Genomic DNA, 22,468 nt, shown 5'->3' with positions numbered 1-22,468 from the left:
GACCGGCCGACAACGGTTCACGGGAAGGTTGACCCGCCACCCACGAACCACGGTCATCGGGTGGACGGCATGCGGTACCTAATCCTCTGCTTCAGGACGAGCGGGCGGTGACCGTGGTGCCGGGATCGCTCCAGGTGGAACGCCAGGAGGCTGCTCCCCCGAGTCCCTCGGCACACCCCGGTGCCCGTGCGAGCGCGTCGTACCGTCGCTCGCCGCGCCCCGCTGGCGAGGGCCCGCGTCAGGCGGCGGATCAGAACCGCCCCGGCCCTTACGCTCGTCCGGAGGGCGTCCCGTCGGACGCTCCGGTAGCACCCCGCCCTCCCTACCGAGAGGGCCACGCTTTGTGATCGTGAGCACGACCGTGGGACGCCGACGCACCGATGGCGCTCCCCTGCCACCCGTGGCCCGCAGCGGCGACGCGGTGTCCGCCGCGCGGCCTTTGTGCCGGGCATGGGCGCCCGGGCCGACCCTAGGCGTGGCGACCAGGACGCGCGGAAGGTCGCGCCCCGGGGAAGGACCACGACGGCGCAACCATGCGCCCGCGTGGCCGCCGATCAGCAACAGCAGCAGGCCGCTCACAATGAGGAAGCCGTACTGGTTGATCTTGTCGGTCGTGGTGTCGCCCGCTTGAGGAAGAGCGACTCCACCCGAAGGCGTGCCGGGCACGCCTCCCTGCCCCTCGACCACGGCCTCGGGCAGTTTGATGACCTCCTCGCCTTCCCTCTCTCCCAAGCTGGGGAGAGGCGGCGGCACCTCCGAGGGGCCGGGCGCACGTGGCTCTGGCACGCCTCCGGGGGTGCCCACCGGGAAGTTCTGAATGCGCCGCCCGGCCGCGAGCGTCTCCGCCCGCTCAGCCGGTGGCTTCTCGGCGGGCACGCTCACGTACGCGACGGACGATCCGCCCGAGACCAGCGTGCCCCCCTGCCCATCACTCCGCACGGCGCGAACGACGAAGCCCACCTGGCGCCCTGCGTCCCGCTGGGGCACCGCGACCGTGGTCGTGCATGACGAGCCGGAGCACGCCTGGTCGACCGCGACGGTGCCGACTCGGCGTCCCTGCTCTGTGGTCACCTGGTAGGCCGTCAGGTCGGATTCCGCACCCTTGCGCCAACGGACGGCGACGCGGGTCTTGCCGCGCATCGCCGCCGAGACGCCGGCCGGTCGCCGTGGCGGAACGCTCACGTCGAAGGCACGCGTGTCGTACACCGTCCCGAAGGCCGCCCCCTTCAGGACGACGACGTAGGCGCGGTTGACCGCGTCACCGGGGTCGAACGAGCCACCGATCGTCTTGCTCCCCCGGCACAGGAGGGTGCGCACGCCGTCACGGGCGATCTCCCGCTCGCCGTCAGGACCGGAGACGACCAGCCGCACATCGCAGAGGCCGTCGATCTCCGCGGTCACCTCGACGGGACCTCGGGCTGAGACCGTGGACGCCGGAGCCGTGATCCGCCCGCCGTCGGCGTGCGCGGAGCCCGCTGCGGTCACGACGAGCATTCCGGCCAACGCGCACACCATCGTGACGGCCGGCAGCACGGCGGCCGGCCTGCGAATCGTCGTCACGACGCCTCCCTTCGCCGAGAGTCACACCGCCCGGCCCGCTCTACCCCTGAGCGGCCGCACGGCGACCGATCGCGCCGACTTGACCGAGCCGACGCCATGCACGCTCCCTCCCCGTCAGGCCCGCCCACGCCAAACGCGAGCGTCAGAGCCGACCATCCGGCCGCACGCAGACGACCCACGAGGTCAGCGGCACCTTACGAGCCAGCGGCACCTCTGGAAGGGGAGACCAAGAAGTCGTGACTCGATCGCGACTTGATAGTCAGAGATTCCTGTCAGATTCATCCTGACCTGGGAGGGATCGCCCCTTCCGGCACCTGGTGAACCGGCCCCGCCCTTGCCCTCGACATCACCCTGCGCTCACCGACGCCCGGCAGCGCGAAGCGCACGGAAACCTGAACCTCGGCGATCATCCCCTCGACCGAGCACCGCTCCAGCACAGCGTGATTGGCACTCGCCGAGAGCCCCGCCCGCGCACACGCCCGTTCCGGACCGTGAACACTCAACCGCGCCGCCGCCAGAGCACTGAGATCCGCCGCACTCTGCGCACGGTGCCGGGCCACCCTCGCCATCCCCACATAGACGATCGCCATCGCCATGGCCATCAACACCCCCGCGAACGCCACCCCCCAAAGCGTCGCCGCCCCTCGCTCCCGCCCTCCCCCCAACCCACTACTTCCTCTGCCGTACAGCTCCCGCCCCTCCATGACTCACCTCCGACCCCCGTCACCAGCGATCTCGCCCCAACAACCGCATCCCGCCTCTTTCCACCACTCCTTCTTCCGTCACGGCTACGGCGTCGGTGCCGACGGACACGGTCGGGAGCCGCTCGCCCCATTTGGGGCGCACTCGCGCGGACACGGTCACCACGGTCGTGCCGACGTCACGTCGTATGGCGATCTGCGCGCCTTCCGGAGCGAGATCAGCGGCCAGCTCACGAACCCGATCCAGGGATTCGCCGCGTGCCGCCGCCCGAGCACCGGCTCGGGCGGCGTCGACGCATTCGAGCTGGGCGCCCACCACGGCCACCGCCCACATGGCCGCCGCGAGGACCACCACGAGCGACGGCAGCACGGCCGCGGTCTCGGCGGTGACCGAGCCTCGTGAACCGCCGCACGCGGATCGCCTCCGGCCATCGCTCAGCCGTGCGCTCCCGGACCGAACGGGCACACCATCAGGAATCACGCCCGAGCGGGCCCGCCGGACTGCAGGAGCGGGCCGCGGCCTCCATGCGGCATCAGCGTGGAGGACCGCGTTGACCGACCTGGACCATCGGCGTGTGGGCGCCCTGCGTCGCATGCGTCACCCCGCGATGGTGAGCGCTTTGTTGATCAGGCCGGACAGGGCCTCCTGGATCTCCGTTCCGGTGACCACCTTGTACAGGAGCGCGGCGAACCCACAGGCGGCGAGCGTGCCCATCGCGTACTCCGCGGTGGACATGCCGCGATCACCACCGGCCTTCGCCACCATCGCGAACCTGGCGGCGCATCGCGTGGCCAGCCCCGATGTCGCGGCACGAGCCAGGTGGCCCACCCGTGCGACGGACGCCCCACCCCCACCCAGGCGGAACTTCCTTGCCGTCATCATCCAATCGCCCATCTCGGCCTCCCGACCTCCGGCACCGGGCCCCTCGCCCGGCGACTCCGCCAGGCTCGCCGAATCCCCACCCGCCCATCCAAACCGAACCGCATTCTGTGGATAACCCAGAGAGAATGACCCGAAGCACGGCTCCCCGACCAGCGAACATTCCAAACCGAATCCAATTCTGTGGATAACGCAGCCCTTAAGCCCCCGGACGCCCCCGGCCCGGCCTCTCACCAGAAAGATGCTCGATTTCGAAACCGAATTATGTTCCATATCCGGCAAGCACCCGGAAGATGACCTTGAGTGGCGCCAAGGTGCCGCAAAGAGACACCCGCCGTGCGCAAGAGAGTGGCACCTACGAATCGGGGGAATGGAGTCGTATCGGCAGACTCCACAGAGATCGGGCGTCTGGATCGGAGGAGCCTTCTCCTGCTTCACAGGAGTAAGACCGGCCGTCTCTCGCGGCGCGGGACCCACCGGCCCGAACGATCCAGGCAGAGCTTGCGCCCGATTCGACGAACACGCGGCGCTCCTTCGGTTGAGCCCTCCCGCCAGAGGCGTCCAGGAAACGCCTGCATGAGTGCCGTGACCTGCCCGAACGCAACGCCTTGCCGTCACCCTCGGAAGTGGGCACTCATGAATGAGCCGACTGCGCGATCCTCGACCGAGCGATCTCGGCGACGGCGCTTCCGCTGGGTCGGTGTCACATGAGGACGGCCAACCCGGGGGTCTCATCGCTTCGCGCGATGCCTGACAGTGGCGGCCTCAGTGATGTCGTGTCCAGCAGTAGACCCGGCACTTGGCCGCAGCCTCGCCGATCACGCAGTCCTGGTGGAACGTCGCACCCGCTCGGATACCGGTTCGGACCGGTCAGCGCCGGACCATGTCTCATCGCAGTGGTGGAGGACCCTGCCCTCAGAAGCAGCCGATCCGCGCGGACTCCGACATGACCGCTCCCATGCACACTGGTCGGCGAGACACCACCAACACCGCCACGGATCGCCCGGTGCCGTCTCGCCATGGCGGCCACCGTCACGGCGGTGTGACGACGAGCGTCTGCCCCACGCTCAGCGGGCGACCCGAACGGATGCGACCTGCTCGTGGTCGCGGCGCGCGCCCGGGACTCGATCTCCTCGGCCCGTGAGCCGCGATCTCGGCAGGTGAAATGAGCCGCCCAAATCCCCCGCCGCATCGGCATGAGGCGGCCACGGAGCCTCCTCGGCCGGGCACACCATCACACCTCAGACGAATTACAAGAATGGCAGGTAAATCACGTTGGCATCAGAGCAGTGTCTCACTTTGAGACGACCGGCCATATCCGAATTATCTGTTCACTAGAAGAATATGCGATGGCGTCTCCATGGGGATCGGGTCACACGATCAACACCCGGGCGGCCAGGACGGCAATCACTGGAACGATTCCGAGAAGGATGAAGGCGGGCAGAAAGCAAAGGCCGAGCGGTGCCACCGCCTGGATGCCGACTCGCCGGGCGGCGGCGGAAGAGGTGGCGCGGGCCGTCGCCGAGGCGTCGTCGGCGAGCCGGGTCAAGGCGTCGGCGACCGGGGAGCCGGTGGTCGAGGCGCGGACCATGGTCCGGGCGAGTTGTGCCGTGCAGCTCTCATAGAGCAGCGAGGACCATGCCTCCTCCGGCGCGGCCCCGAGGCGAAGCTGGCCGGTCACCCAGGCGAGACGGTCGCCGAGCGGGCCTCCGATCGCGACCGCCGTGGCCTCCAACGCGCTCGTCAACGGACGGCCCGCCCGAAGGCAGGCGGCCGTGAGATCGGCGGCGAGCGGAAGATCGGCGAGGATCCGAGCCGTGTCGCGGCGGGACTCCTGGGGCGGACGTAGGCGGAGCGTGATGAGAGCACCGCCGAAAATGAGGACGCCGGCGAAGACGCCTGTGACACCGACGCCGAAGATCATGACGCCGAGCAGCGCCGAACCAGCCGCGAACGTCAGATCCCGGATGCCCACCCGTCCCAGACGGCCGACACGCAACCCTCTGCCGGGCGTCATCGGCCGGTAGCCCCCAGCGGAAGCCTGGTCCGCTGGAGCGGCTGATCTGACGGTGCCGGGGCGCGGGGAAGGCTCCGCCCGGGGAGAGACGAACAGCGCCTGATGGCCGGGTCGTGGCGGGGAGACGCCCGACAACCTGCCACGTGCCCGAAGGCGGTTCCCGATGGAGTGTGACGAGGGCCCGGCGTCGACGAGGAACCGCTGATGGTCTGTGCGGTGGGATGGCCAAAGCTCCTGCCCACGGTCCAAGGCGGCACGAGCCCATGCCTGATCGTGGACGGCAGGCCCAGGACGACCTGTGCCGTTGGCGGGGCCGACGCTCCGGCGGAGGCGGTCGGCCTCGCGAATGGCCTTCAAACGGTGGTCCGCCGGGGAGAACCCGAGCCAGAGCCAGGCCGCCGCCCAGATCGACGCGGTAGCGATCACGATCGTCAAAGGTGCCTCGCTTCCTAGGCCCGCTCCGCGCGGGCGACCAGCCTGCCGGTCCACCAGAGGCCGCAGGCGTTCAGGGACAGACCGGCGGCCAGGGTCGCTAGCCCGATCGGGTCGCCGAAGAGGAAGGCGAGCGGGTTCATCCCCAAGCCGGTGGCCATGAGAAGCCCCAGAAGCGGCAGGGCGGCCAGAAGACGCGCGGTGGCCCGTGGGCCCGCGAGTTGGGCCGACGTGTCTTGACGATGCGTCTGGGCGGCTCTGAGGCCGGTTTCCACGCGATCCACGAGCGTGGACAGACTCGCGCCGACGCCGGTGCTCACCCGCCAGCAGGCGGCGAGCCCTCGTAAGCCCTCACCGCCGTCTTCGGGGGCGATCGCGGCGAGGACCCCCGGCACGTCACCGCCGTCTCGGGCCGCGGCTTCCAGCGCCTGCCCGGCCGACGCCTCCGGAAATCTGACCCAGGCGGCCACCCGGGACAGCGCCTCGGACGGCGTGCGCCCTGCGGCCAGCTCGGCACCGAGCCCCTGGCAGAGTTCGAGGCAGGCCGTACGCCAGAGCTCGGCGCGCTTGCCCTGCCCGGCTCCAGGCACCAACCGCGCGACGAACGGCAGTCGCACAACAAGCGCCCACAGCCACGGCGGAAGCGCCTCCCCCACCACTCCGGCGAGTCGCCCGACGGCCTTGTGAGCATCGAAGAGGGGTTCGGAGGCAATGGGACGACTCTGCGGTAGGAGCCTGGAACCAGCCTCGACACCGGCCCTCGACGCCGGCGGTGAAGCCTGCCCGGCACGAGACGGCTCCGCCATCAGGCGAAGCAATCTGGTCGTACCGACCTTGGGCATCGTCCAGACCCACACCGCCAGAGCGACAAGACACGCAACGGTCAGAACCATCACGGAAGCCCCCTGGGCAGGCGATCGCCATCACACCAAACGGCGGGGATGACCGAGGCCAGATCGGAACACACGCAGGTCGGCCCCTTGAACCGGAAGATGTCGCCAAGGACCACCGACCACGAAGGCGAGGCCGTCACAAGTACACCCCCGCAGGGTGGGCGGTGCGGAGGGCCTGGCCACATGGCGGATCGCACGGCTCAGCCGTCCAAACCTGGGGGCGTCGCCGGACCACCGGGCATGGAGGGGACGCCGTCACGGGGAGATTCCTGGGAGGTGGGTGGCGAGTGTGGGTAGGGCGGGGCCGGGGGTGGGGGGTTCGTTGAGGGGGAAGGTGATAGCAGGGGCTACGGTGACCAGGCCGGAGGGGGTGCGGTGGAGGAGGCTGATCTCGGCGATTCGGCGGCGGCCGGTGCCGTGGTCGCGGACGAGGTGGATGACGACGTCGAGGGCGGCCGCGACCTGGCTGTGGACGGCCTCGCGGCTCAGGCCCGCCGCGCAGGCGAGGGCTTCCAGGCGGGGGATGACGTCGGCCGCGGCGTTGGCGTGCAGGGTGCCGCAGCCGCCCTCGTGGCCCGTGTTGAGGGCCTGCAGCAGGTCGGTCACCTCCTGGCCCCTGACCTCGCCGACGACGAGCCGGTCCGGCCGCATGCGCAGTGCCTGGCGGACGAGATCGCGCAGCGATACTCCGCCCACGCCCTCGACGTTGGCCGGGCGTGATTCAAGCCTGACCACATGAGGGTGAGCAGGACGCAGTTCGGCCGAGTCTTCGACCAGGAGGAGCCGTTCGCCTGGGTCGGCGAGGGACAGCAGGGCGCTGAGCAGGGTGGTCTTGCCGGTGCCCGTGCCGCCGGTGACCAGGAATGCGAGCCGGGCGGTGATGAGGCCGGTCAGCACCACGATCGCCGAGGCCGGGATGGTGCCCGCCGAGACGAGGTCGGAAAGGGTGAAGGCACGCCGGGGAGGCAGGCGGAGCGACAGGCAGGCGCCGCCCGGCACCAGGGGCGGCAGGATCGCGTGCAGCCGCACGCCGCCGGCCAGCCGTGCGTCGACGAACGGCGAGGCGTCGTCGAGGCGGCGGCCCGCCGTGGCCGCGAGCCGCTGCGCCAACCGGCGCACGGCCTCGTCGTCGGGAAAGGTCACCGAGGTGCGGCGCAGGCCGCAGCCGTCGTCGATCCAGACCGCGTGCGGGCCGTTCACCAGCACGTCGGTGACGTCGGGCTGGGCGAGCAGCGGCTCCAGCGGCCCCGCGCCGATGAGGTCGGCGCAGAGCGCCCGCGCGACGGACAGGACCTCGGCGTCGCCCAGCACGGCGTTCTCGGCCCTGAGCGCGACGGCCACGTGAGCGGCGCTCGGCTCGACCCCCGCGCGGGCCAGGCGGACGCGCACCGCTTCCACCAGTTCGGGTGAGACGGACTCGGCGCGGGTCATGACCGCCCCCGTTCGGCGCTCTGGTCGGTGCCGTGCTCGGCGAGGAACGATTCGAGGAAGGCACCGCAGAAGCGCCCCAGCGGGGACTTGGGGGCCACCGGAGGGCCGTGGCCGTCGTTGACCAGGCGGCCGAACCGCGGCTCGTCGGGGAGGACCCCCGCGCACGGCACGCGCAGCGAGGAGAGGACCACCCGCTCCTCGACAAGGCCGTGTCGCAGCAGGGCACGGACCTCGCCCGCGTGCGGCCGCAGGGTGCGGAGCACCTGGTCGGCCGACAGCGTGCCGCGCACGTCGGGACGGACCACGATCACGGTGGTGGTGGCGCGGACCAGGGCTTCGGCCGCCGCCTCGTCGAGTTGGCGGGGCAGATCGACCACCACGAGGTCGAAGCCGCGCTTCGCCGACTCCAGCACGGATCGCATGGCCTCGGGCGGAACGGCCTCGGCCAGGCCCCGGTCGAAGGCCAGCACGAACAGCTCGCCGAACGCGGGCAGGACGGCCTGCAGCGCGCCGGGATTGACCCTGCCCTCGCGGGCCACCAGCTCCGACCAGCGGGCACCCGTCGTCTCCTCTCCGGCGACCATGACGTCGAGGCCGCCGCCGAGCGGGTCGGCGTCGAGCAGGAGGGTGCGAAGCCGCCGCCGGGCGGCCACGCGGGCGAGCGCGGCCGAGAAGGCGCTGGCCCCGACCCCGCCGCTGCCGCCCACGACGCAGACGACCAGCCCGGCGTGGGCGCTCGGCTCGGTGGTGTCGGCGAACTCGTCGACCAGGCGGCGCTCGGCGGCGGGGAGTTCGAGGACGGCCTGCGCCCCGATGGCCACGCATCGGCGGTAGGTGTCGGAGTCGGCGTCTTCGCGGGTGACCAGCAGCACGCGGGCGCGCGGGGGCGCCCCGCAGGAGGCCACGGCGTCGGCCGCGTCGGCCCCCACGATCACCACGGGCGCCCGGCTCCAGTACGGCCGGGCGAGGGCGGGCGAGTGGGCCACGTCGAGTTCCGTGCCCGCCGCGGCCGAGATGCGAAGCAGGTCGTCGAGCAGATCGTGGTCTTCGGTGATGACCAGCGGGCGGATCACGGGGGCCTCCTTCGAGTTCGGAGTCCCCACTTTGAGTGAGCGGCGCAAGCCGCTCCGCGACCGAACGCGGTTCTGTGGATAACCCGGCCTCCACCAGCGCCGGCGCCTGTGGACAACGGGCGGCCGAGGGGCATGGCGGTGAGGTCGGCGCGCCTCTGGAGGCCTTCGCCGAGACGGCGGAGCGCAGGATTAACAGGCGGCTTACGCAGTCTCGTCCATCATCTACCGGCATAGGTGATGTAGAGGGATAAGCGCTGGAAGCGCCTCACTTCGGGAGGCGAAAGGGGGCGACCCCCGCCGGGGGGGAGAGCGGGGGTCGCCAACCGGTCCGGCTCCGGGGGGGTAGAGCCGGTCCCGTTTCAGAAGAAAGCTTTCAACACTTGACCAGAGCATGGCAAGGGACTTGCAAAGCTGCCCCGTGCACAGTCACTCCAGTTTAGGGAGATACCAACGTATGCTGCCCGATCGACTTGAGTTTCGTCGAGGAGCAATCTGTAGTTTCCGCCAAGTTTTTTCGTGGTAACGGTTCGACTACTACGTGTTACCGAATCCGGACATCCGTATTCGGTCCTATACCGATCACCCTCTGTGAGCGAAACGCCACCCTCGAACATCTCGCGAACAGGCCAGATACCCCTGGAAAGACACCTATAGGGGCTTACGCGAGGTTCATCCGATTGCGTCACAATTTGATGAAGGTGGACGGTAAAGGTCTTGCGGTGGGGGGTTCCCAACAGGCCCAATCCGACGTAGAAAGGTGTCACGGACGGAATGTCCGGGCACGGCCGCCGGGCACCCACGCGCGACCAGCCGCGGGAGGCGCGTCGAGACGGGCTTGACCCGGTCCGACGGATATGAGGTGCACGCTTGGTAACCCGGTGCGACGTGCAGGCGACGGCGTCCCAGCCCAGGGACGCCGTCCGCTGTGTTTACGGCCTTCCGGTGCGCCCGATCGCCTGACGGCGGCCCGAACCCTCCTGCCCCTACGCTGGGGCTTCTCCGACTGGTCGCTCACTCAGCGTCAGCCGCGCTGCATCGCTTCGCACACCGCGACGGCTTCTCGCACGCCAAGTGTCACCGCCGAGGCACAGTGCCGTAACCAAAGGCCCACGCCTTCACGGCTGCCGGTCAGATAGGCCCGGACGCTCTCACCATATGACGTCTCGGCATGTCCGACCTCCACCGCGGCCAGCGACTTCGGATCGAGCCCGAACTCCGTCAGCGTCAGCCGTTCCGCCGCCCGCGCCACCAGACCGTCGGCGACGCCGAACGGGCGCAGGGCCACGATCTCGGCGTGCACGACCGCGGCCGTCACCACCGCCGGGGCCTTGGTGCCGCTCGTGATCAGGGTGGCGAGCGCGTCCATCCTGACGGCGGTCTCCTCCGGGCCGGGCGCTTCGCCCAGCTCAAGCGGATCCTCGACCGTGACGGGCTCCAGGTCCGCGGAGGGGCCGACCCGTGGGCGGCCGAGGTGGGTAGGGTCCGCCGTTCCGGTGGCCGCAAGGGTGTGCAGGCGGGCCAGTACCTGGCGCGGGGCCGTGCGCCAGGTGGCGCCCAGCCGTCCCAGCTCGGCGGACACCCGCAGCGCGCCCTGGACCAGCGGGTCCTCTACCTCGCCTGAGCGCAGGGAGCCCAGCGGCACATCAACGCCCTCCAGCGCGGCCGAGGCCCGCGCACCGCGCAACGCCGACTCCGCCGACACCTCCGGACTCCGCCGCCGCAGCACACGGTGCCGGTAGAGCCGGTCCACCGCCTCCCTGGCCTCCTCGACCGCCTCGGGCACACCGGGCAACTGGGCGATCACAGCCAATGGGTCACTCACACCGCCTGACCCTACAGAGCCACCGGGCCCTCACCCGAAGGCGGGCCGGGAACAACGCCCCACGTCGGGCGCCGTCTGCGGGTCTCCGTCAGTGAAGGACGCCCGGGCGCGGCGAGGCCCACTGAGGCGGCGGAGTGCGAGGGCGGGGTTTCGGAGGGGGGCCTACTTGGGCCGAGGAGGGAGGGTGGTTAGCCTGGCGGGGTTGTGCGGAGGGTGGTGGGTAGAGGTGATGAGGGCGCGCGGGATTGGGGTTGGCTGACCTGGGGGCTTTCTGGTTGTGGCGACTCGGACCGCCCGGCGCACCGCAGACCGTTCAGCGAAGGGTTCGGACCGTCCAGCGCGCGATGACGGCCCCGGCAATCGATAACAAGCCAGACATTCATAAGATTCCGTTATTACAACGGTTACAGGTGGTTTGTCAGAACCCCCAGAAGACTGTCGGCCCACGGTACAGACCTGTCTAGACCTCTTGTGGCAGGCGCCCGTGGACTGGTGAAGTGGGGGTCCGCAAGCAACCGAATCAGGCCCTGTGAAGGAGTATGTAGTGGCCCCGGAAACCCCTGGTCACGGCCCTGGCGGCGGCAACCAGACACAGGAGACTCTGTCGAACCTGCTGCAGGAGACGAGACGCTTCGAACCTCCGGCCGACCTCGCCGCGGCGGCGAACGTGACCGCGAGCGCATATGACGAGGCGCAGCGTGACCGGCTGGCCTTCTGGGAACGGGCCGCGGAACGCCTGAGCTGGGCCGATCGCTGGGACACCACCCTTGAGTGGAACCCGCCCTTCGCCAAGTGGTTCGTCGGCGGGCGCCTCAACGTGGCCTACAACTGCGTGGATCGGCACGTGGAGGCGGGCAACGGCGGCAAGGTCGCCTACCACTGGGAGGGTGAGCCCGAGGGCGACAGCCGTACGATCACTTACTCCGACCTGCAGCGCGAGGTGAGCAAGGCCGCCAACGCGCTGCTCGAACTGGGCGTCCGCAAGGGCGACCGGGTCGCCATCTACCTTCCGATGATCCCCGAGCTGCCGATCTCGATGCTGGCCTGCGCCCGCATCGGGGCGGTCCACTCGGTCGTCTTCGGCGGCTTCTCGGCCACGGCGCTGAAGAACCGCATCGACGACGCCGACGCCAAGGTCGTCATCACCGCCGACGGCGGCTACCGCCGTAACGCGCCCTCGGCGCTCAAGCCCACGGTGGACGAGGCCGTGGCGGAGTGCCCCCAGGTGGAGCACGTGCTCGTCGTACGCCGCACCGGGCAGGAGGTGGGCGCCACCGACCGCGACGTCTGGTGGCACGACCTCGTCGACCGGCAGAGCGACCAGCACACGCCGGAGGCGCACGACGCCGAGGACCCGCTGTACATCCTCTACACCAGCGGCACCACGGGCAAGCCGAAGGGCATCCTGCACACCGGCGGCGGCTACCTCACCCAGACCGCCTGGACCCACCAGGCCGTCTTCGACCTCAAGCCCGAGACCGACATCTACTGGTGCACGGCCGACATCGGCTGGGTGACGGGCCACTCCTACATCGTGTACGGCCCGCTCGCCAACGGCGCGACGAGCGTGATCTACGAGGGCACCCCGGACACCCCGCACCGCGGCCGGTTCTGGGAGATCGTCCAGAAGTACAAGATCACCCTCCTCTACACCGCGCCCACGGCGATCCGGACCTTCATGAAGTGGGGCGACGACATCCCCGCGAAGTTCGACATGTCCAGCCTGCGCGTGCTGGGCAGCGTCGGCGAGCCGATCAACCCCGAGGCGTATGTCTGGTACCGCGAGCACATCGGCGGCAACCGCTGTCCGGTCGTGGACACCTGGTGGCAGACCGAGACCGGGGCCATCATGATCAGCCCCCTGCCGGGCGTCACGGCGGCGAAGCCGGGCGCGGCCATGCGCCCGCTGCCGGGCATCTCCGCCGACGTGGTGGACGACCAGGGCAACAGCGTCCCGAACGGCGGCGGCGGCTTCCTCGTCGTCCGTGAGCCGTGGCCCGCGATGCTCCGCACGATCTGGGGCGACGACCAGCGTTACATCGACACCTACTGGTCGCGCTTCGAGGGGATGTACTTCCCCGGCGACGGCGCCAAGCGCGACGAGGACGGCGACCTCTGGCTGCTCGGCCGGGTCGACGACGTGATGCTCGTCTCCGGTCACAACATCTCCACCACCGAGGTGGAGAGCGCCCTGGTGTCGCACCCGAAGGTCGCCGAGGCGGCCGTCGTGGGCGCGACGGACCCGGTGACGGGCCAGGCCATCGTGTCGTTCGTGATCCTGCGCGGCAGCGCGGAGGAGAGCGACGACATCGGAGCCGAGCTGCGCGCGCACGTGGCCAAGACGCTGGGGCCGATCGCCAAGCCGCGCCAGATCCTGGTGGTGCCCGAACTGCCGAAGACGCGGTCCGGCAAGATCATGCGCCGGCTGCTTCGCGACGTGGCGGAGAACCGCTCGCTGGGCGACGTCACCACGCTGACGGACAGCTCGGTGATGAACCTGATCTCGGAGAAGCTGCCCTCGGCCAAGTCGGAGGACTGATCCAAGCGACGTCCAAGCGCAGGCGCGATTCTGGTACGCCGGGTCGCGCCTGTCGGCTTTGGTGGGGTTAGTCCGTTAATCTTAAGGCGGTGTGCCGGGAAGTCTGGTCGGCGATCAGTCGACCGATCCCGAGCACCGGAGTGAGCATGCGCAAGGCCGCGCAAGTGTGGCCCATCCGTCCCACCGCCCGTTACGCACTCCAGATCGCCGAAGCCCTGCGCGCCGAGACGATCGGCGGCGTGATCATGCTGCTGGCCACCGTCGGGGCGCTGATCTGGGCGAACATCTCCTACCAGGACTACGACGCGTTCCGCTCGCTGACCATCGGCCCGGCGACCCTGCACCTCGACCTCGAACTCTACAAATGGGCGCAGAACGGCCTGCTGGCGATCTTCTTCTTCGTCGCCGGGCTGGAAGTGAAGGAAGAGTTCACGCACGGGGAACTCGCGGTGCTCCGCAAGGCCGCCCTCCCCATCATCGCGGCGGTGGCCGGGATGGCCGGGCCCGCCGCCGTCTACCTCCTGGTCTCGATGGGAGCGCCGGACGCGGGCCGGGGCTGGGCGATCCCGACGGCGACCGACATCGCGTTCGCGCTCGCCGTCCTGGCCGTGACGGCCTCGGCGATGCCGGCGGCGCTGCGCGCGTTCCTGCTCACCTGTGCCGTCGTGGACGACCTGGGGGCCATCGCCGTCATCGCGGTGTTCTACACCGAGCGGCTGAACGTGCTCGCGCTGCTCGCCGGCGCGGCCCTGATCGCCCTGTACGGCGTGCTCCAGCACAAGCGGGTACGCGGGCCCTGGCCGTACCTGCCGATCGCCCTGGCCGCCTGGTACTTCGTGGAGGTCAGCGGCGTGCACGCCACGGTGGCCGGGGTCGCCCTCGGACTGCTCACCCGGTGCACCGCCTCCCCTGGAGAGGACCGCGCGCCGTCCGAGCGGGCCGACCACTACATCCGCCCGATCTCGGCGGGGCTGGTCGTACCGGTGTTCGCGTTCCTGTCCGCCGGGGTTCCACTGAATTCCTCCGCATTGGGCACGATCTTCGCTGACCGGGTAGTGGTAGGCGTCATGGCAGGACTGGTCGTTGGCAAGTTCATCGGAGTGTTCGGCGGGGCCTGGCTCGCCGTGCGCCTCGGGCTGGCACGGCTGTCCAGCGACCTGAGCTGGAGGGACATGGCGGCGGTATCCCTGCTCGGCGGCATCGGGTTCACCGTCTCGCTGCTGATCGGCGATCTGGCCTACGGTGGCGACCCGGCGCGCTCCGGCGCGGTGACCACGGGAGTCCTGGCCGCCAGCCTCACGGCGTCGGTGCTGGCCGCCGTGCTGCTCCGCCTGCGCATACGCTCACGGGGCAGGGCCGAGGAAGTCGATCAGGACGGCGGTGAGGGGGCGCGTGCCGAGGCCGATGACCGGCCAGGATGATTGACAGCAGGTCCGGCTACCGATAGGAGATCGTTCATGCCGCATAATCCGGCCGCGGAGCCGTCCCAGGAGGAATCCCTGGGCGAACTGGTAGCCCAGGCGAGCGACCAGATCTCCACCCTGATCCGGTCGGAGATCGAACTGGCGAAGGCCGAACTGAGATTCGACGCCAAGCGCGTGGGCACCGCAGGCGGCCTGTTCGCCGCCGCCGCCTTCATCGGCCACCTGGTGCTCATCCTGGCCTCGTTCACGATCGCGTACTGGCTGGTCGCGGCGGGTCTGTCGCAGGCGCTGGCCTTCACGATCGTGACCGTCTTCTACATCCTCGCCGCCGCGCTGCTCGTCCTACTCGGCTGGCGCAGGCTGAAGGGTCTGACCAAGATGCGGCGCACCACCCGCACTCTGAAGAGCCTCAAGGGCGGCCCGGGCGACCTCGACGGCGACTTCGACGGCCTCGGGGCGGCGAAGACGCCGGATGGGGCCGGTGAGATCGGCGCCCGGCGTGAGTCGGTGAGTCATGCCCCTTGACGAGTCGCTGGCCCAGGTAGAGGGCCCCTGGACCCACCGCGGCGTCCACGCCGGGGGCACCCGCTTCCACGTCGTGGAGGCCGGTAGGGGCCCGCTCGTGCTCCTGCTGCACGGGTTCCCGCAGTTCTGGTGGACCTGGCGGCACCAGCTCGTGTCCCTGCCCGCGGCCGGATACCGGGCGGTGGCCGTCGACCTGCGCGGCTACGGCGCGAGCGACAAGCCGCCGCGCGGCTACGATCTGCCGACCCTCGCCCAGGACGCCGCGGGCCTGATCCGCGCCCTCGGCGAGACGGGCGCGATCGTGGTCGGCCACAACTGGGGCGGGCTGCTGGCCTGGACCATGGCGGCGCTCGACCCGAAGAGCGTGCGCCGGCTGGTGCCGGTGGCGGCCCCGCACCCGCTCAGGCTGCGCCGGTCGCTGGTGGCCGACCCGTTCGGGCAGCTTCGCGTGACGGTGACCCGGTTGCCGTACCAGCTCCCCTTCATCCCGGAACGACGGCTGACGGCACGCGGCGCGGTCCGCGTCGGACGCCTGCTCGAACGCTGGTCGGGCCCCAACGGCAAGCCCGGCGAGGAGGTCCTCGCGACCTACCGAGAGGCGTTCGGCATCCCTGGCGTCGCGCACTGCGCGCTCGAATACCACCGCTGGCTCGGCCGGTCCCAGTTCCGCCCGGACGGCCTGCGCTACGCGCGGAGCATGCGCGCGCCCGTCGAGGCGCCCACGCTCCAGCTCCACGGCTCGCTCGACCCGTGCGTGCTGCCCCGCACCGCCCACGGCTCGGGACGCCACGTCTCGGGGCCCTACCTCTGGCGAATGATCGACGGCGCGGGGCACTTCCCGCACGAGGAGCGCCCGGCCGAGTTCGACGCCGAGTTGATCTCCTGGCTCGACGGCCAGGAGTCCGGGCGTTGAGCCGCGACAGGGATCCCTCTGGACGGCCCAGAAACGCCCGTCCGCGCGACGAGTACGGCCGCCCCTTGCCCCGGGGCGCGGCCGGGGTCGAACGCGTCCCGGACGACTACGCGCCCGGCGGCGCGGAAACGGTGACGGAGGCGGCGCGGCTGCTGGGCGAGGGGCGGCCGTTCCACGCCCACGAGGTCCTGGAGGCCCGCTGGAAGAACGCGCCCGACGACGAGCGCGCGATGTGGCAGGGGCTCGCCCAGATCTGCGTGGGCCTGACGCACCTGCAGCGCGGCAACACGCGCGGCGCGGGCACCCTGCTCACCCGCGGCGCCGACCGCGTGCACGGCCACAGCGGAGGCGGCGGCGAGCGCACGCCGTACGGGATGGACCTGACCGGGATCGTACGGCGGGCGCACTCCCTGGCGGCCGACCCCGCCCAGGCCGACCCCTCGGAGGCCATCGCCGCCGTCAGGGCGCTCCTCGACCCGGGCCGCTGAGCCGCCCGCCGTCAGTCGCACCCCTGGGTGCCGACCCGGTTGACCCGCTGGGAGCCGTCCTCGGCGTCGGGGGTGACCTCGCGGGCGGTCAGCACGTAGCCGGTCTCATCCTCGTCCGTGGCCGCCGCGAAGATCACGCCGAACACCCGGCCCTCGGGGGTCAGCAGCGGCCCGCCGGAGTTTCCCGGCTGGACGACGCCGCGGATCGAGTAGACCTCCCTGATGACCTTCTTGCGGTGGTAGATCTCGTAGCCCTCGGCGTGCTGCTTGACCCGGATGCGCGCCGCCACCGGCGTAAAGGGACGGCCTCTCGGGTATCCCGCGATGATCGCCTCGTCGCCCTTCTCCGCCTTGCCGTCGAAGCGCAGCACCGGCAGGTCGAGGCCGGGCACGTAGAGGACGGCGATGTCGCGGTCGGGGTTGTAGAGGACCACCCGCGCGGCGTGGGTGCTGCCGGTGTGGTCGGTGACCCGGAGCTGCTCGGTTACCCCGGCCACGACGTGCGCGTTCGTCATGATCCGGTCGTTGGCGTAGACGAAGCCGGTGCCCTCGATGCTCTTGCGGCACGACGGCGCGGTGCCCTGGATCTTCACGATGCCCTCGCGGGCGCGGCGCAGCGCGGCCCCCTTGAGGATGCCCGCGTCGGGCGGCGGCACGTCGACGAACTGGCCGCCGCCGATGGCCTCGAACACCTGCGGGAACTCGGAGGTGTCGACGAACTCCTTGAACTTGACCCGCCATTGCTTGGCGACGTCGGGGAGGGTCTGGTCGACGGTGGCCAGCACCAGCGAGTTGTTGACCTGCTGGCTGAGCGGCGGGAACGGGCCGTGGGCCAGCACGCCGCCGATGAGCCAGACGACGACCAGCACGGACAGCGCGCTCGCGAACGTGCCGCCGACGGCATCGGCGACCTTGGCCGGTTCCCAGGTGACATGACTTCGCACCACCGCGCCCAGCGTCGACGATGCGAACTGGCCGATCGTCGCGGCCAGGAAGACGATCACGATGGCGAGCAGCGCCCGCTCGGTGTCGCCGTCCACCAGCGAGCGGGCGATCGACGGCGCGATCGCCACGCCGAGGAACGCGCCGCCCACGAAGCCGACGAAGCTCAGCGCGCCGATGATGAAGCCTTGGCGGTATCCCGAGACGCCGAAGGCAATCACAAGACCGACGAGGATGAGGTCGAGGAGATCACCGCGCACGCTTCAACCGTATCCAGCGCGGACCGCGTACGTGCACCGGTTCGGTCGTACCGGCGCGACACACCCGCGCCGGCACCCCTCAGCCGCGGGCCGCGAGCATGATCACTTCGGGCGGGAGGTCTTCGACGCGGTCGTGGTCCCACGGGCGTTCGAGACCCGAGGCGGACAGCACGCCGTCGAGGATGCCCGCGGTGAACCCCCACACCAGCAGGCCCCTGACGCGGAACGCCGGGCCCGAGTCGCCGCGCGGGTGGCGCAGCCGCAGCCGGTTGGCCGGATCGACCAGTTCGGCGATGGGCACCCGCTCGACCGCCGCCACCTCGGCGGGGTCGGCGGGATGAACCGCGCTCGGGCGGTGCCACCAGCCGAGCACGGGGGTGACGCGGTTGTCGCTGTGCGAGACGTAGAGCTCGGGGAGGGTGCCGAGGACGGTGACCCCGGTGGAGTCGAGCCCGGTCTCCTCGGTGGCCTCGCGCAGCGCCGCCCCGATCGGCCCGCCGTCGCCGGGATCGACCCCGCCGCCGGGGAAGGCGGGCTGACCAGCGTGCCTGCGCCCGCGCGTGCTGCGCTGGATCAGCAAGACGTCGGGGCCGTGCGCGGCCTCCTGGCCGAACAGCATCAGCACCGCCGCCTCGCGGCCCCGCCCCACGGGCGGTCGCAACTCGGGCGGCACGGGACGGTGCACGACGGCGGCGGCCAGCGCGTGCAGCCACCCGGGCGCCTCGGGCCCTTCCCCGTCGCCCCCGCCGATGGCCCCGTCGCCCTCGCCGACGCTCACGAGAACGGCCCCGTGCGAACCAGTTTGACGGCCTTGGCCTCAGCGGTCGGCCCGGTGCCGTAGGCCGGGCAGAGGGCGGCCACCGGGCAGACGCCGCAGGCGGGGGTGCGGGCGTGGCAGATCCGGCGCCCGTGCCAGATCATCCGGTGCGACAGCATGGTCCACTCGCGTTTGGGGATCAGCGAGCCGACCGCGTGCTCGATCTTCACCGGATCGGTCTCTGGGGTCCACGCGAAGCGGTGGGTGAGCCGCTGGAAGTGGGTGTCGACGGTGATGCCCGGCACGCCGAACGCGTTGCCCAGCACGACGTTGCCGGTCTTGCGCCCTACCCCGGGGAGCTTCACCAGGTCGGCCAGCTTGCCCGGCACCTCGCCGCCGTGCCGCTCGCACAGCGCCTGGGCCATGCCGATGATGCTGTTGGTCTTGGCCCGGAAGAACCCCGTGGAGCGGATGATCTCCTCCATCTCCGAGCGGTCCGCCGCGGCGTAGTCGGCAGCCGTGTGAAACTTCGCAAACAGGACTGGAGTGACCATATTTACCCGTTTGTCCGTACACTGCGCAGAGAGAATCGTGGCGACCAGCAGCTCAAGCGGGTTGTGGAAGTCCAGCTCGCAGTGGGCGTCGGGGTAGGTCTCCGCCAGGATCCGGTTTATCCGCCGGGCGCGGCGCACCAGCGCGAGCCGGGATTGTCCGGCGGGGTCGGCTGCTTTTCGGGGCACCCCGACAGCCTACGCTGGCAGTCCGCCGCGACTCGCCGGGTGGGGTAGGTCACAATGGCTGCGTGGAACGGGTGGGATCGGGACGGGCGGGTTCGCCCCCCGAGACGACCTCGCGAGCGTGAGCAGACTTCATGGAGGAACCGTGAACACCGACGACGTGCTGGGCAAGGCCCCGCTCTTCGCCGCGCTCGACCGTGAGGGCGCGGCGGCTCTGCGCACGAGCATCACCGAGGTCGAGCTGCACAAGGGACGCACCCTCTTCAACGAGGGCGAGACGGGCGACCGCCTCTACGTGGTGCTCGAAGGCAAGATCAAACTCTCCCGCACCTCTCCCGACGGGCGCGAGAACCTCCTCAGCGTGCTCGGGCCGGGTGAGATGTTCGGCGAGCTGTCGCTGTTCGACCCCCGCCCCCGTACGGCCAGCGCCAGCGCCCTCACCGAGGTGCGCCTGGCCGGGCTCGGGCACGACGACCTGCGTCCCTGGCTGACCGGCCGTCCCGAGGTGGCGCTGCACCTGCTGCGCGCGCTGGCGCAGCGGCTGCGCCGTACCAACGACGTGCTGGCCGACCTGGTCTTCACCGACGTCCCCGGCCGGGTCGCCAAGCAGCTCCTCGACCTCGCCGAGCGGTTCGGCAAGCGGGTCGACGATGGCACGCGGGTCCACCACGACCTCACCCAGGAGGAGCTGGCCCAGCTCGTCGGCGCCTCCCGCGAGACCGTCAACAAGGCGCTGGCCGACTTCGCGCAGCGCGGCTGGCTGCGCATCGAGGCCAAGGCCGTGGTGATCCTCGACATGGAGCGGCTCTACAACCGCTCCAGGTAACGAAGCTGGGCGCGCACCGACATCTCGGCGGCGGGCCACAGCGACCTGTCCACCTCCGCGTAGACGATCTCCACGACCTCGGCGGGCGTCCGGGCCCCCGCCGCCAGGGCGCGTCTGATCTGCTCCAGGCGCTCCCCGCGATGCTCGATGTAGGCGTCGAGCGCCGCGATCGGGTCCGGCAGGACCGGCCCGTGCCCGGGCAGCAGCGCGCGGGCGGCCACCTTCTCCGCGGTGACCCGCAGCTTGTCCAGGCTGCTCAGGTAGTCGGCCAGATCGCCGTCGGACGCGATGACCGTGGTGCCCCGGCCGAGCACCGTGTCGCCGGTGAGCATCGCGTGGTCCTGCGGCAGCCAGAAGCACAGCGAGTCGAACGAGTGGCCGGGCGTGCCCACGACCCGCACCTCCAGCCCACCGACCGAGAGCACGTCTCCGTCGGCCAGCCCCTCGGAGCCGAGCCGGTGGGCCGGGTCCAGCGCCCGCACCGGGGCGCCGACCAGCTCCGCCAGGCGCGCCGCGCCCGCGCTGTGGTCGGCGTGGCCGTGGGTGAGGAGCACCGCCTCGACCCGCCGTCCTTCGAGGTGCGCCGCCACGCGCCGCAGGTGACCCTCGTCGTCGGGGCCGGGGTCCACGACCAGCGCGGCCTCCGCGCCGGGTTCGGCGAGCACCCAGGTGTTGGTGCCTTCGAGCGTCATCGGTGAGGGGTTGGGGGCGAGCAGGCTCACCGCGCGGGGGGTGCCCGAGCCGTCGAGGCCCCCGCCGAGCGGGATGCGCAGGCCGCTCACGCGTCGCCCCCTCGCAGGACGCGGATCTCGCCGTCCACCTCGACTATGACCGGCAGGATCGGCACGATCTCCCGCTGCGCCGCGAGCACCGCCGTCATGTCGGCGTACTCGCCGACCTGGGCGATCGTCCGGTACGTAGGCGTCATCAGGCGTATCTCGCCGCCGGCGCTGCGGGCGAGCGCGTCGGCCGGGCGCATCCAGGTGACCTTGTCGGCCTCACCGCCCACGTCGCGGGTGCGCTGGCCGGGCGGCAGCGCCGCGACGAAGAAGCGGGTGTCGAACCGCCGCGCCTCCACCTCCGGCGTGATCCAGTGCGACCAGGGGCGCAGCAGGTCGGAGCGGAGCACCAGCCCGCGCGCGCCCAGGAAGTCGGCGAACGACAGCCGCCTGTCGATGAGCGCGAGGCGGTCGGCCTCCCAGTCGTCGCCGGTGGTGTCGGTGACGATCGAGGCGTCGTCGGGACCGGCGAGCAGCACGCCCGACTCCTCGAACGTCTCCCGGACGGCGGCGCACACGAGCCCGCGCGCCGTACTGGGGTCGGAGCCGAGCGCCACCGCCCACTCCTCGGGGGAAGGGCCGCTCCAACCCGTCGGATGGTCGATGTCGCGCGGATCGACCGACCCGCCGGGGAAGACGTAGGCGCCCGCCGCGAACGCCATGCCCACCTTGCGGCGGATCAGGTAGACCTCGAAGCCGTTGGAACGGGCCGGACGGAGGATGACCACAGTGGACGCGTCGCGCGCTGGCACCGGGGCCACCCGCCCGGCCATGACGTCGCGGGCCCTGGGGCCCAGCTCTCTGGAGAGGGGGAATCCGTTCATGAGCCGCCAGCCTCGGGCTAGCGCACCTCGGCGATCAGCTCGACCTCAACGGGGACGTTCAGCGGCAGCACCGAGACACCCACCGCGCTACGCGCGTGACGGCCGGCCTCGCCGAAGACCTCGGCGAACAGCTCGCTGGCGCCGTTGACCACCTGCGGCTGCCCGGAGAAACCGGGGTCGCTGGCGACGAATCCGACGATCTTCACGATGCGCACCACGTTCGACAGGTCGCCCACCACGGACTTCAGCGCGGCCAGGCCGTTCAGCGCGCACACCCGGGCCAGCTCCTTGGCCCGCTCGGGGTCGATCTCCACGCCGACCTTGCCCTCGGCCAGCACCTTGCCCTCGGCGATCGGCACCTGGCCGGAGACGTAAACGTGGTCGCCGCTGCGCAGCGCCGGGACATAGGCCGCCAGGGGCGATACGACCTCGGGCAGCGTGAGCCCCAGCTCGGCGAGACGCTCCTCGGGGGTCACCGCTTCTCCCGCTTCATGTAGGCGACGAGCTGCTCCGGGTTGGGCCCCGGCACGACCTGGACGAGCTCGTATCCGTCCTCGCCCCAGTTGTCGAGGATCTGCTTGGTGGCGTGGGTGAGCAGCGGCACCGTGACGTACTCCCATTTCTTCATGGGGTCACATTAGCGAT

22 protein-coding genes are annotated in these 22,468 nt (G+C 71.0%); 6 read left to right on the top strand and 16 right to left on the bottom strand.

Going from position 1 to position 22,468, the window contains the following annotated elements; genetic code table 11:
* Window positions 1-78 precede the first annotated feature (78 nt).
* The 9 genes from P3X83_RS19930 to P3X83_RS19890 all read right to left on the bottom strand — a co-directional run bounded on the left by P3X83_RS19930 (window position 79) and on the right by P3X83_RS19890 (window position 10,809).
* The gene (locus P3X83_RS19930) at window positions 79-1,560 is read right to left on the bottom strand and encodes a hypothetical protein (RefSeq protein ID WP_277306640.1); all 1,482 of its coding nucleotides are present in this window, start codon (window positions 1,558-1,560) and stop codon (window positions 79-81) included.
* 278 nt (window positions 1,561-1,838) lie between these two features.
* Window positions 1,839-2,264, bottom strand: coding sequence for an Rv3654c family TadE-like protein (locus P3X83_RS19925; protein WP_277306639.1), 426 nt, complete (start codon window positions 2,262-2,264; stop codon window positions 1,839-1,841).
* Between the two features lie 19 nt (window positions 2,265-2,283).
* Window positions 2,284-2,700, bottom strand: coding sequence for a TadE family type IV pilus minor pilin (locus P3X83_RS19920; RefSeq protein ID WP_277306810.1), 417 nt, complete (start codon window positions 2,698-2,700; stop codon window positions 2,284-2,286).
* 159 nt (window positions 2,701-2,859) lie between these two features.
* Window positions 2,860-3,156 (bottom strand): DUF4244 domain-containing protein, encoded by a 297-nt coding sequence (locus P3X83_RS43345; protein WP_346742724.1) that lies wholly within the window; start codon window positions 3,154-3,156, stop codon window positions 2,860-2,862.
* 1,357 nt (window positions 3,157-4,513) lie between these two features.
* Complete coding sequence (locus tag P3X83_RS19910) at window positions 4,514-5,116, bottom strand: type II secretion system F family protein (protein WP_277306638.1); 603 nt, start codon at window positions 5,114-5,116, stop codon at window positions 4,514-4,516.
* 491 nt (window positions 5,117-5,607) lie between these two features.
* On the bottom strand, window positions 5,608-6,207 hold the full coding sequence (locus tag P3X83_RS19905) for a type II secretion system F family protein (protein WP_277306637.1): 600 nt from the start codon (window positions 6,205-6,207) through the stop codon (window positions 5,608-5,610).
* A gap of 531 nt (window positions 6,208-6,738) precedes the next feature.
* Window positions 6,739-7,914, bottom strand: a complete 1,176-nt coding sequence (locus tag P3X83_RS19900) for a TadA family conjugal transfer-associated ATPase (protein WP_277306636.1) — start codon at window positions 7,912-7,914, stop codon at window positions 6,739-6,741.
* Window positions 7,911-8,987 (bottom strand): septum site-determining protein Ssd, encoded by a 1,077-nt coding sequence (ssd, locus tag P3X83_RS19895; RefSeq protein WP_277306635.1) that lies wholly within the window; start codon window positions 8,985-8,987, stop codon window positions 7,911-7,913. Before ssd ends, P3X83_RS19900 begins: the two co-directional genes overlap by 4 nt.
* A 1,021-nt stretch (window positions 8,988-10,008) precedes the next feature.
* The gene (locus P3X83_RS19890) at window positions 10,009-10,809 is read right to left on the bottom strand and encodes an oxidoreductase (protein WP_277306634.1); all 801 of its coding nucleotides are present in this window, start codon (window positions 10,807-10,809) and stop codon (window positions 10,009-10,011) included.
* A gap of 544 nt (window positions 10,810-11,353) precedes the next feature.
* Between P3X83_RS19890 and acs the strand changes: the two genes are divergently transcribed.
* From acs to P3X83_RS19865, 5 genes are all read left to right on the top strand, one after another.
* Window positions 11,354-13,348, top strand: coding sequence for an acetate--CoA ligase (acs, locus tag P3X83_RS19885; RefSeq protein WP_277306633.1), 1,995 nt, complete (start codon window positions 11,354-11,356; stop codon window positions 13,346-13,348).
* A gap of 146 nt (window positions 13,349-13,494) precedes the next feature.
* Entirely contained in the window at window positions 13,495-14,769 is a 1,275-nt protein-coding gene (nhaA, locus tag P3X83_RS19880; RefSeq protein ID WP_277306632.1) for a Na+/H+ antiporter NhaA, read from the top strand.
* Between the two features lie 36 nt (window positions 14,770-14,805).
* Window positions 14,806-15,297: a phage holin family protein gene (locus P3X83_RS19875; protein ID WP_277306631.1), complete on the top strand. Its 492-nt coding sequence runs from the start codon at window positions 14,806-14,808 to the stop codon at window positions 15,295-15,297.
* Window positions 15,287-16,210: an alpha/beta hydrolase gene (locus P3X83_RS19870; RefSeq protein WP_277306630.1), complete on the top strand. Its 924-nt coding sequence runs from the start codon at window positions 15,287-15,289 to the stop codon at window positions 16,208-16,210. The genes P3X83_RS19875 and P3X83_RS19870 overlap by 11 nt, the downstream gene beginning before the upstream one ends.
* Entirely contained in the window at window positions 16,207-16,698 is a 492-nt protein-coding gene (locus P3X83_RS19865) for a DUF309 domain-containing protein (protein WP_277306629.1), read from the top strand. The genes P3X83_RS19870 and P3X83_RS19865 overlap by 4 nt, the downstream gene beginning before the upstream one ends.
* 11 nt (window positions 16,699-16,709) lie before the next feature.
* On the opposite strand, the gene P3X83_RS19860 is transcribed toward P3X83_RS19865, so the two are convergent.
* From P3X83_RS19860 to nth, 3 genes are all read right to left on the bottom strand, one after another.
* Window positions 16,710-17,900 carry a MarP family serine protease gene (locus P3X83_RS19860; protein ID WP_277306628.1) on the bottom strand — a complete coding sequence of 397 codons (1,191 nt, stop codon included), beginning with the start codon at window positions 17,898-17,900 and terminating at the stop codon, window positions 16,710-16,712.
* 79 nt (window positions 17,901-17,979) lie between these two features.
* The gene (locus P3X83_RS19855; protein ID WP_277306808.1) at window positions 17,980-18,609 is read right to left on the bottom strand and encodes a CoA pyrophosphatase; all 630 of its coding nucleotides are present in this window, start codon (window positions 18,607-18,609) and stop codon (window positions 17,980-17,982) included.
* 65 nt (window positions 18,610-18,674) lie between these two features.
* A complete protein-coding gene (nth, locus tag P3X83_RS19850; RefSeq protein WP_277306627.1) occupies window positions 18,675-19,397 on the bottom strand; it encodes an endonuclease III in 723 nt (240 codons plus the stop codon).
* A gap of 142 nt (window positions 19,398-19,539) precedes the next feature.
* Here nth and P3X83_RS19845 point away from each other — a divergent pair, with 142 nt between their 5' ends.
* Window positions 19,540-20,220, top strand: a complete 681-nt coding sequence (locus tag P3X83_RS19845) for a Crp/Fnr family transcriptional regulator (RefSeq protein WP_277306626.1) — start codon at window positions 19,540-19,542, stop codon at window positions 20,218-20,220.
* On the opposite strand, the gene P3X83_RS19840 is transcribed toward P3X83_RS19845, so the two are convergent.
* The 4 genes from P3X83_RS19840 to P3X83_RS19825 are packed head-to-tail and all read right to left on the bottom strand — an operon-like array spanning window position 20,202 to window position 22,451.
* Window positions 20,202-21,002: an MBL fold metallo-hydrolase gene (locus tag P3X83_RS19840; RefSeq protein ID WP_277306625.1), complete on the bottom strand. Its 801-nt coding sequence runs from the start codon at window positions 21,000-21,002 to the stop codon at window positions 20,202-20,204. The genes P3X83_RS19845 and P3X83_RS19840 overlap by 19 nt on opposite strands.
* The gene (locus tag P3X83_RS19835; protein WP_277306624.1) at window positions 20,999-21,823 is read right to left on the bottom strand and encodes an NUDIX hydrolase; all 825 of its coding nucleotides are present in this window, start codon (window positions 21,821-21,823) and stop codon (window positions 20,999-21,001) included. Before P3X83_RS19835 ends, P3X83_RS19840 begins: the two co-directional genes overlap by 4 nt.
* A 17-nt stretch (window positions 21,824-21,840) precedes the next feature.
* Window positions 21,841-22,299, bottom strand: a complete 459-nt coding sequence (locus tag P3X83_RS19830; protein WP_277306622.1) for a RidA family protein — start codon at window positions 22,297-22,299, stop codon at window positions 21,841-21,843.
* Entirely contained in the window at window positions 22,296-22,451 is a 156-nt protein-coding gene (locus tag P3X83_RS19825; protein WP_277306621.1) for a hypothetical protein, read from the bottom strand. The genes P3X83_RS19830 and P3X83_RS19825 overlap by 4 nt, the downstream gene beginning before the upstream one ends.
* Between the last annotated feature and the right edge of the window lie 17 nt (window positions 22,452-22,468).

It is taken from the genome of Spongiactinospora sp. TRM90649, from assembly GCF_029382225.1.
Taxonomy (GTDB): domain Bacteria; phylum Actinomycetota; class Actinomycetes; order Streptosporangiales; family Streptosporangiaceae; genus Spongiactinospora.
Note: the sequence above shows the minus strand (reverse complement) of the source record. Positions and strands in the feature narration are given on the sequence as shown.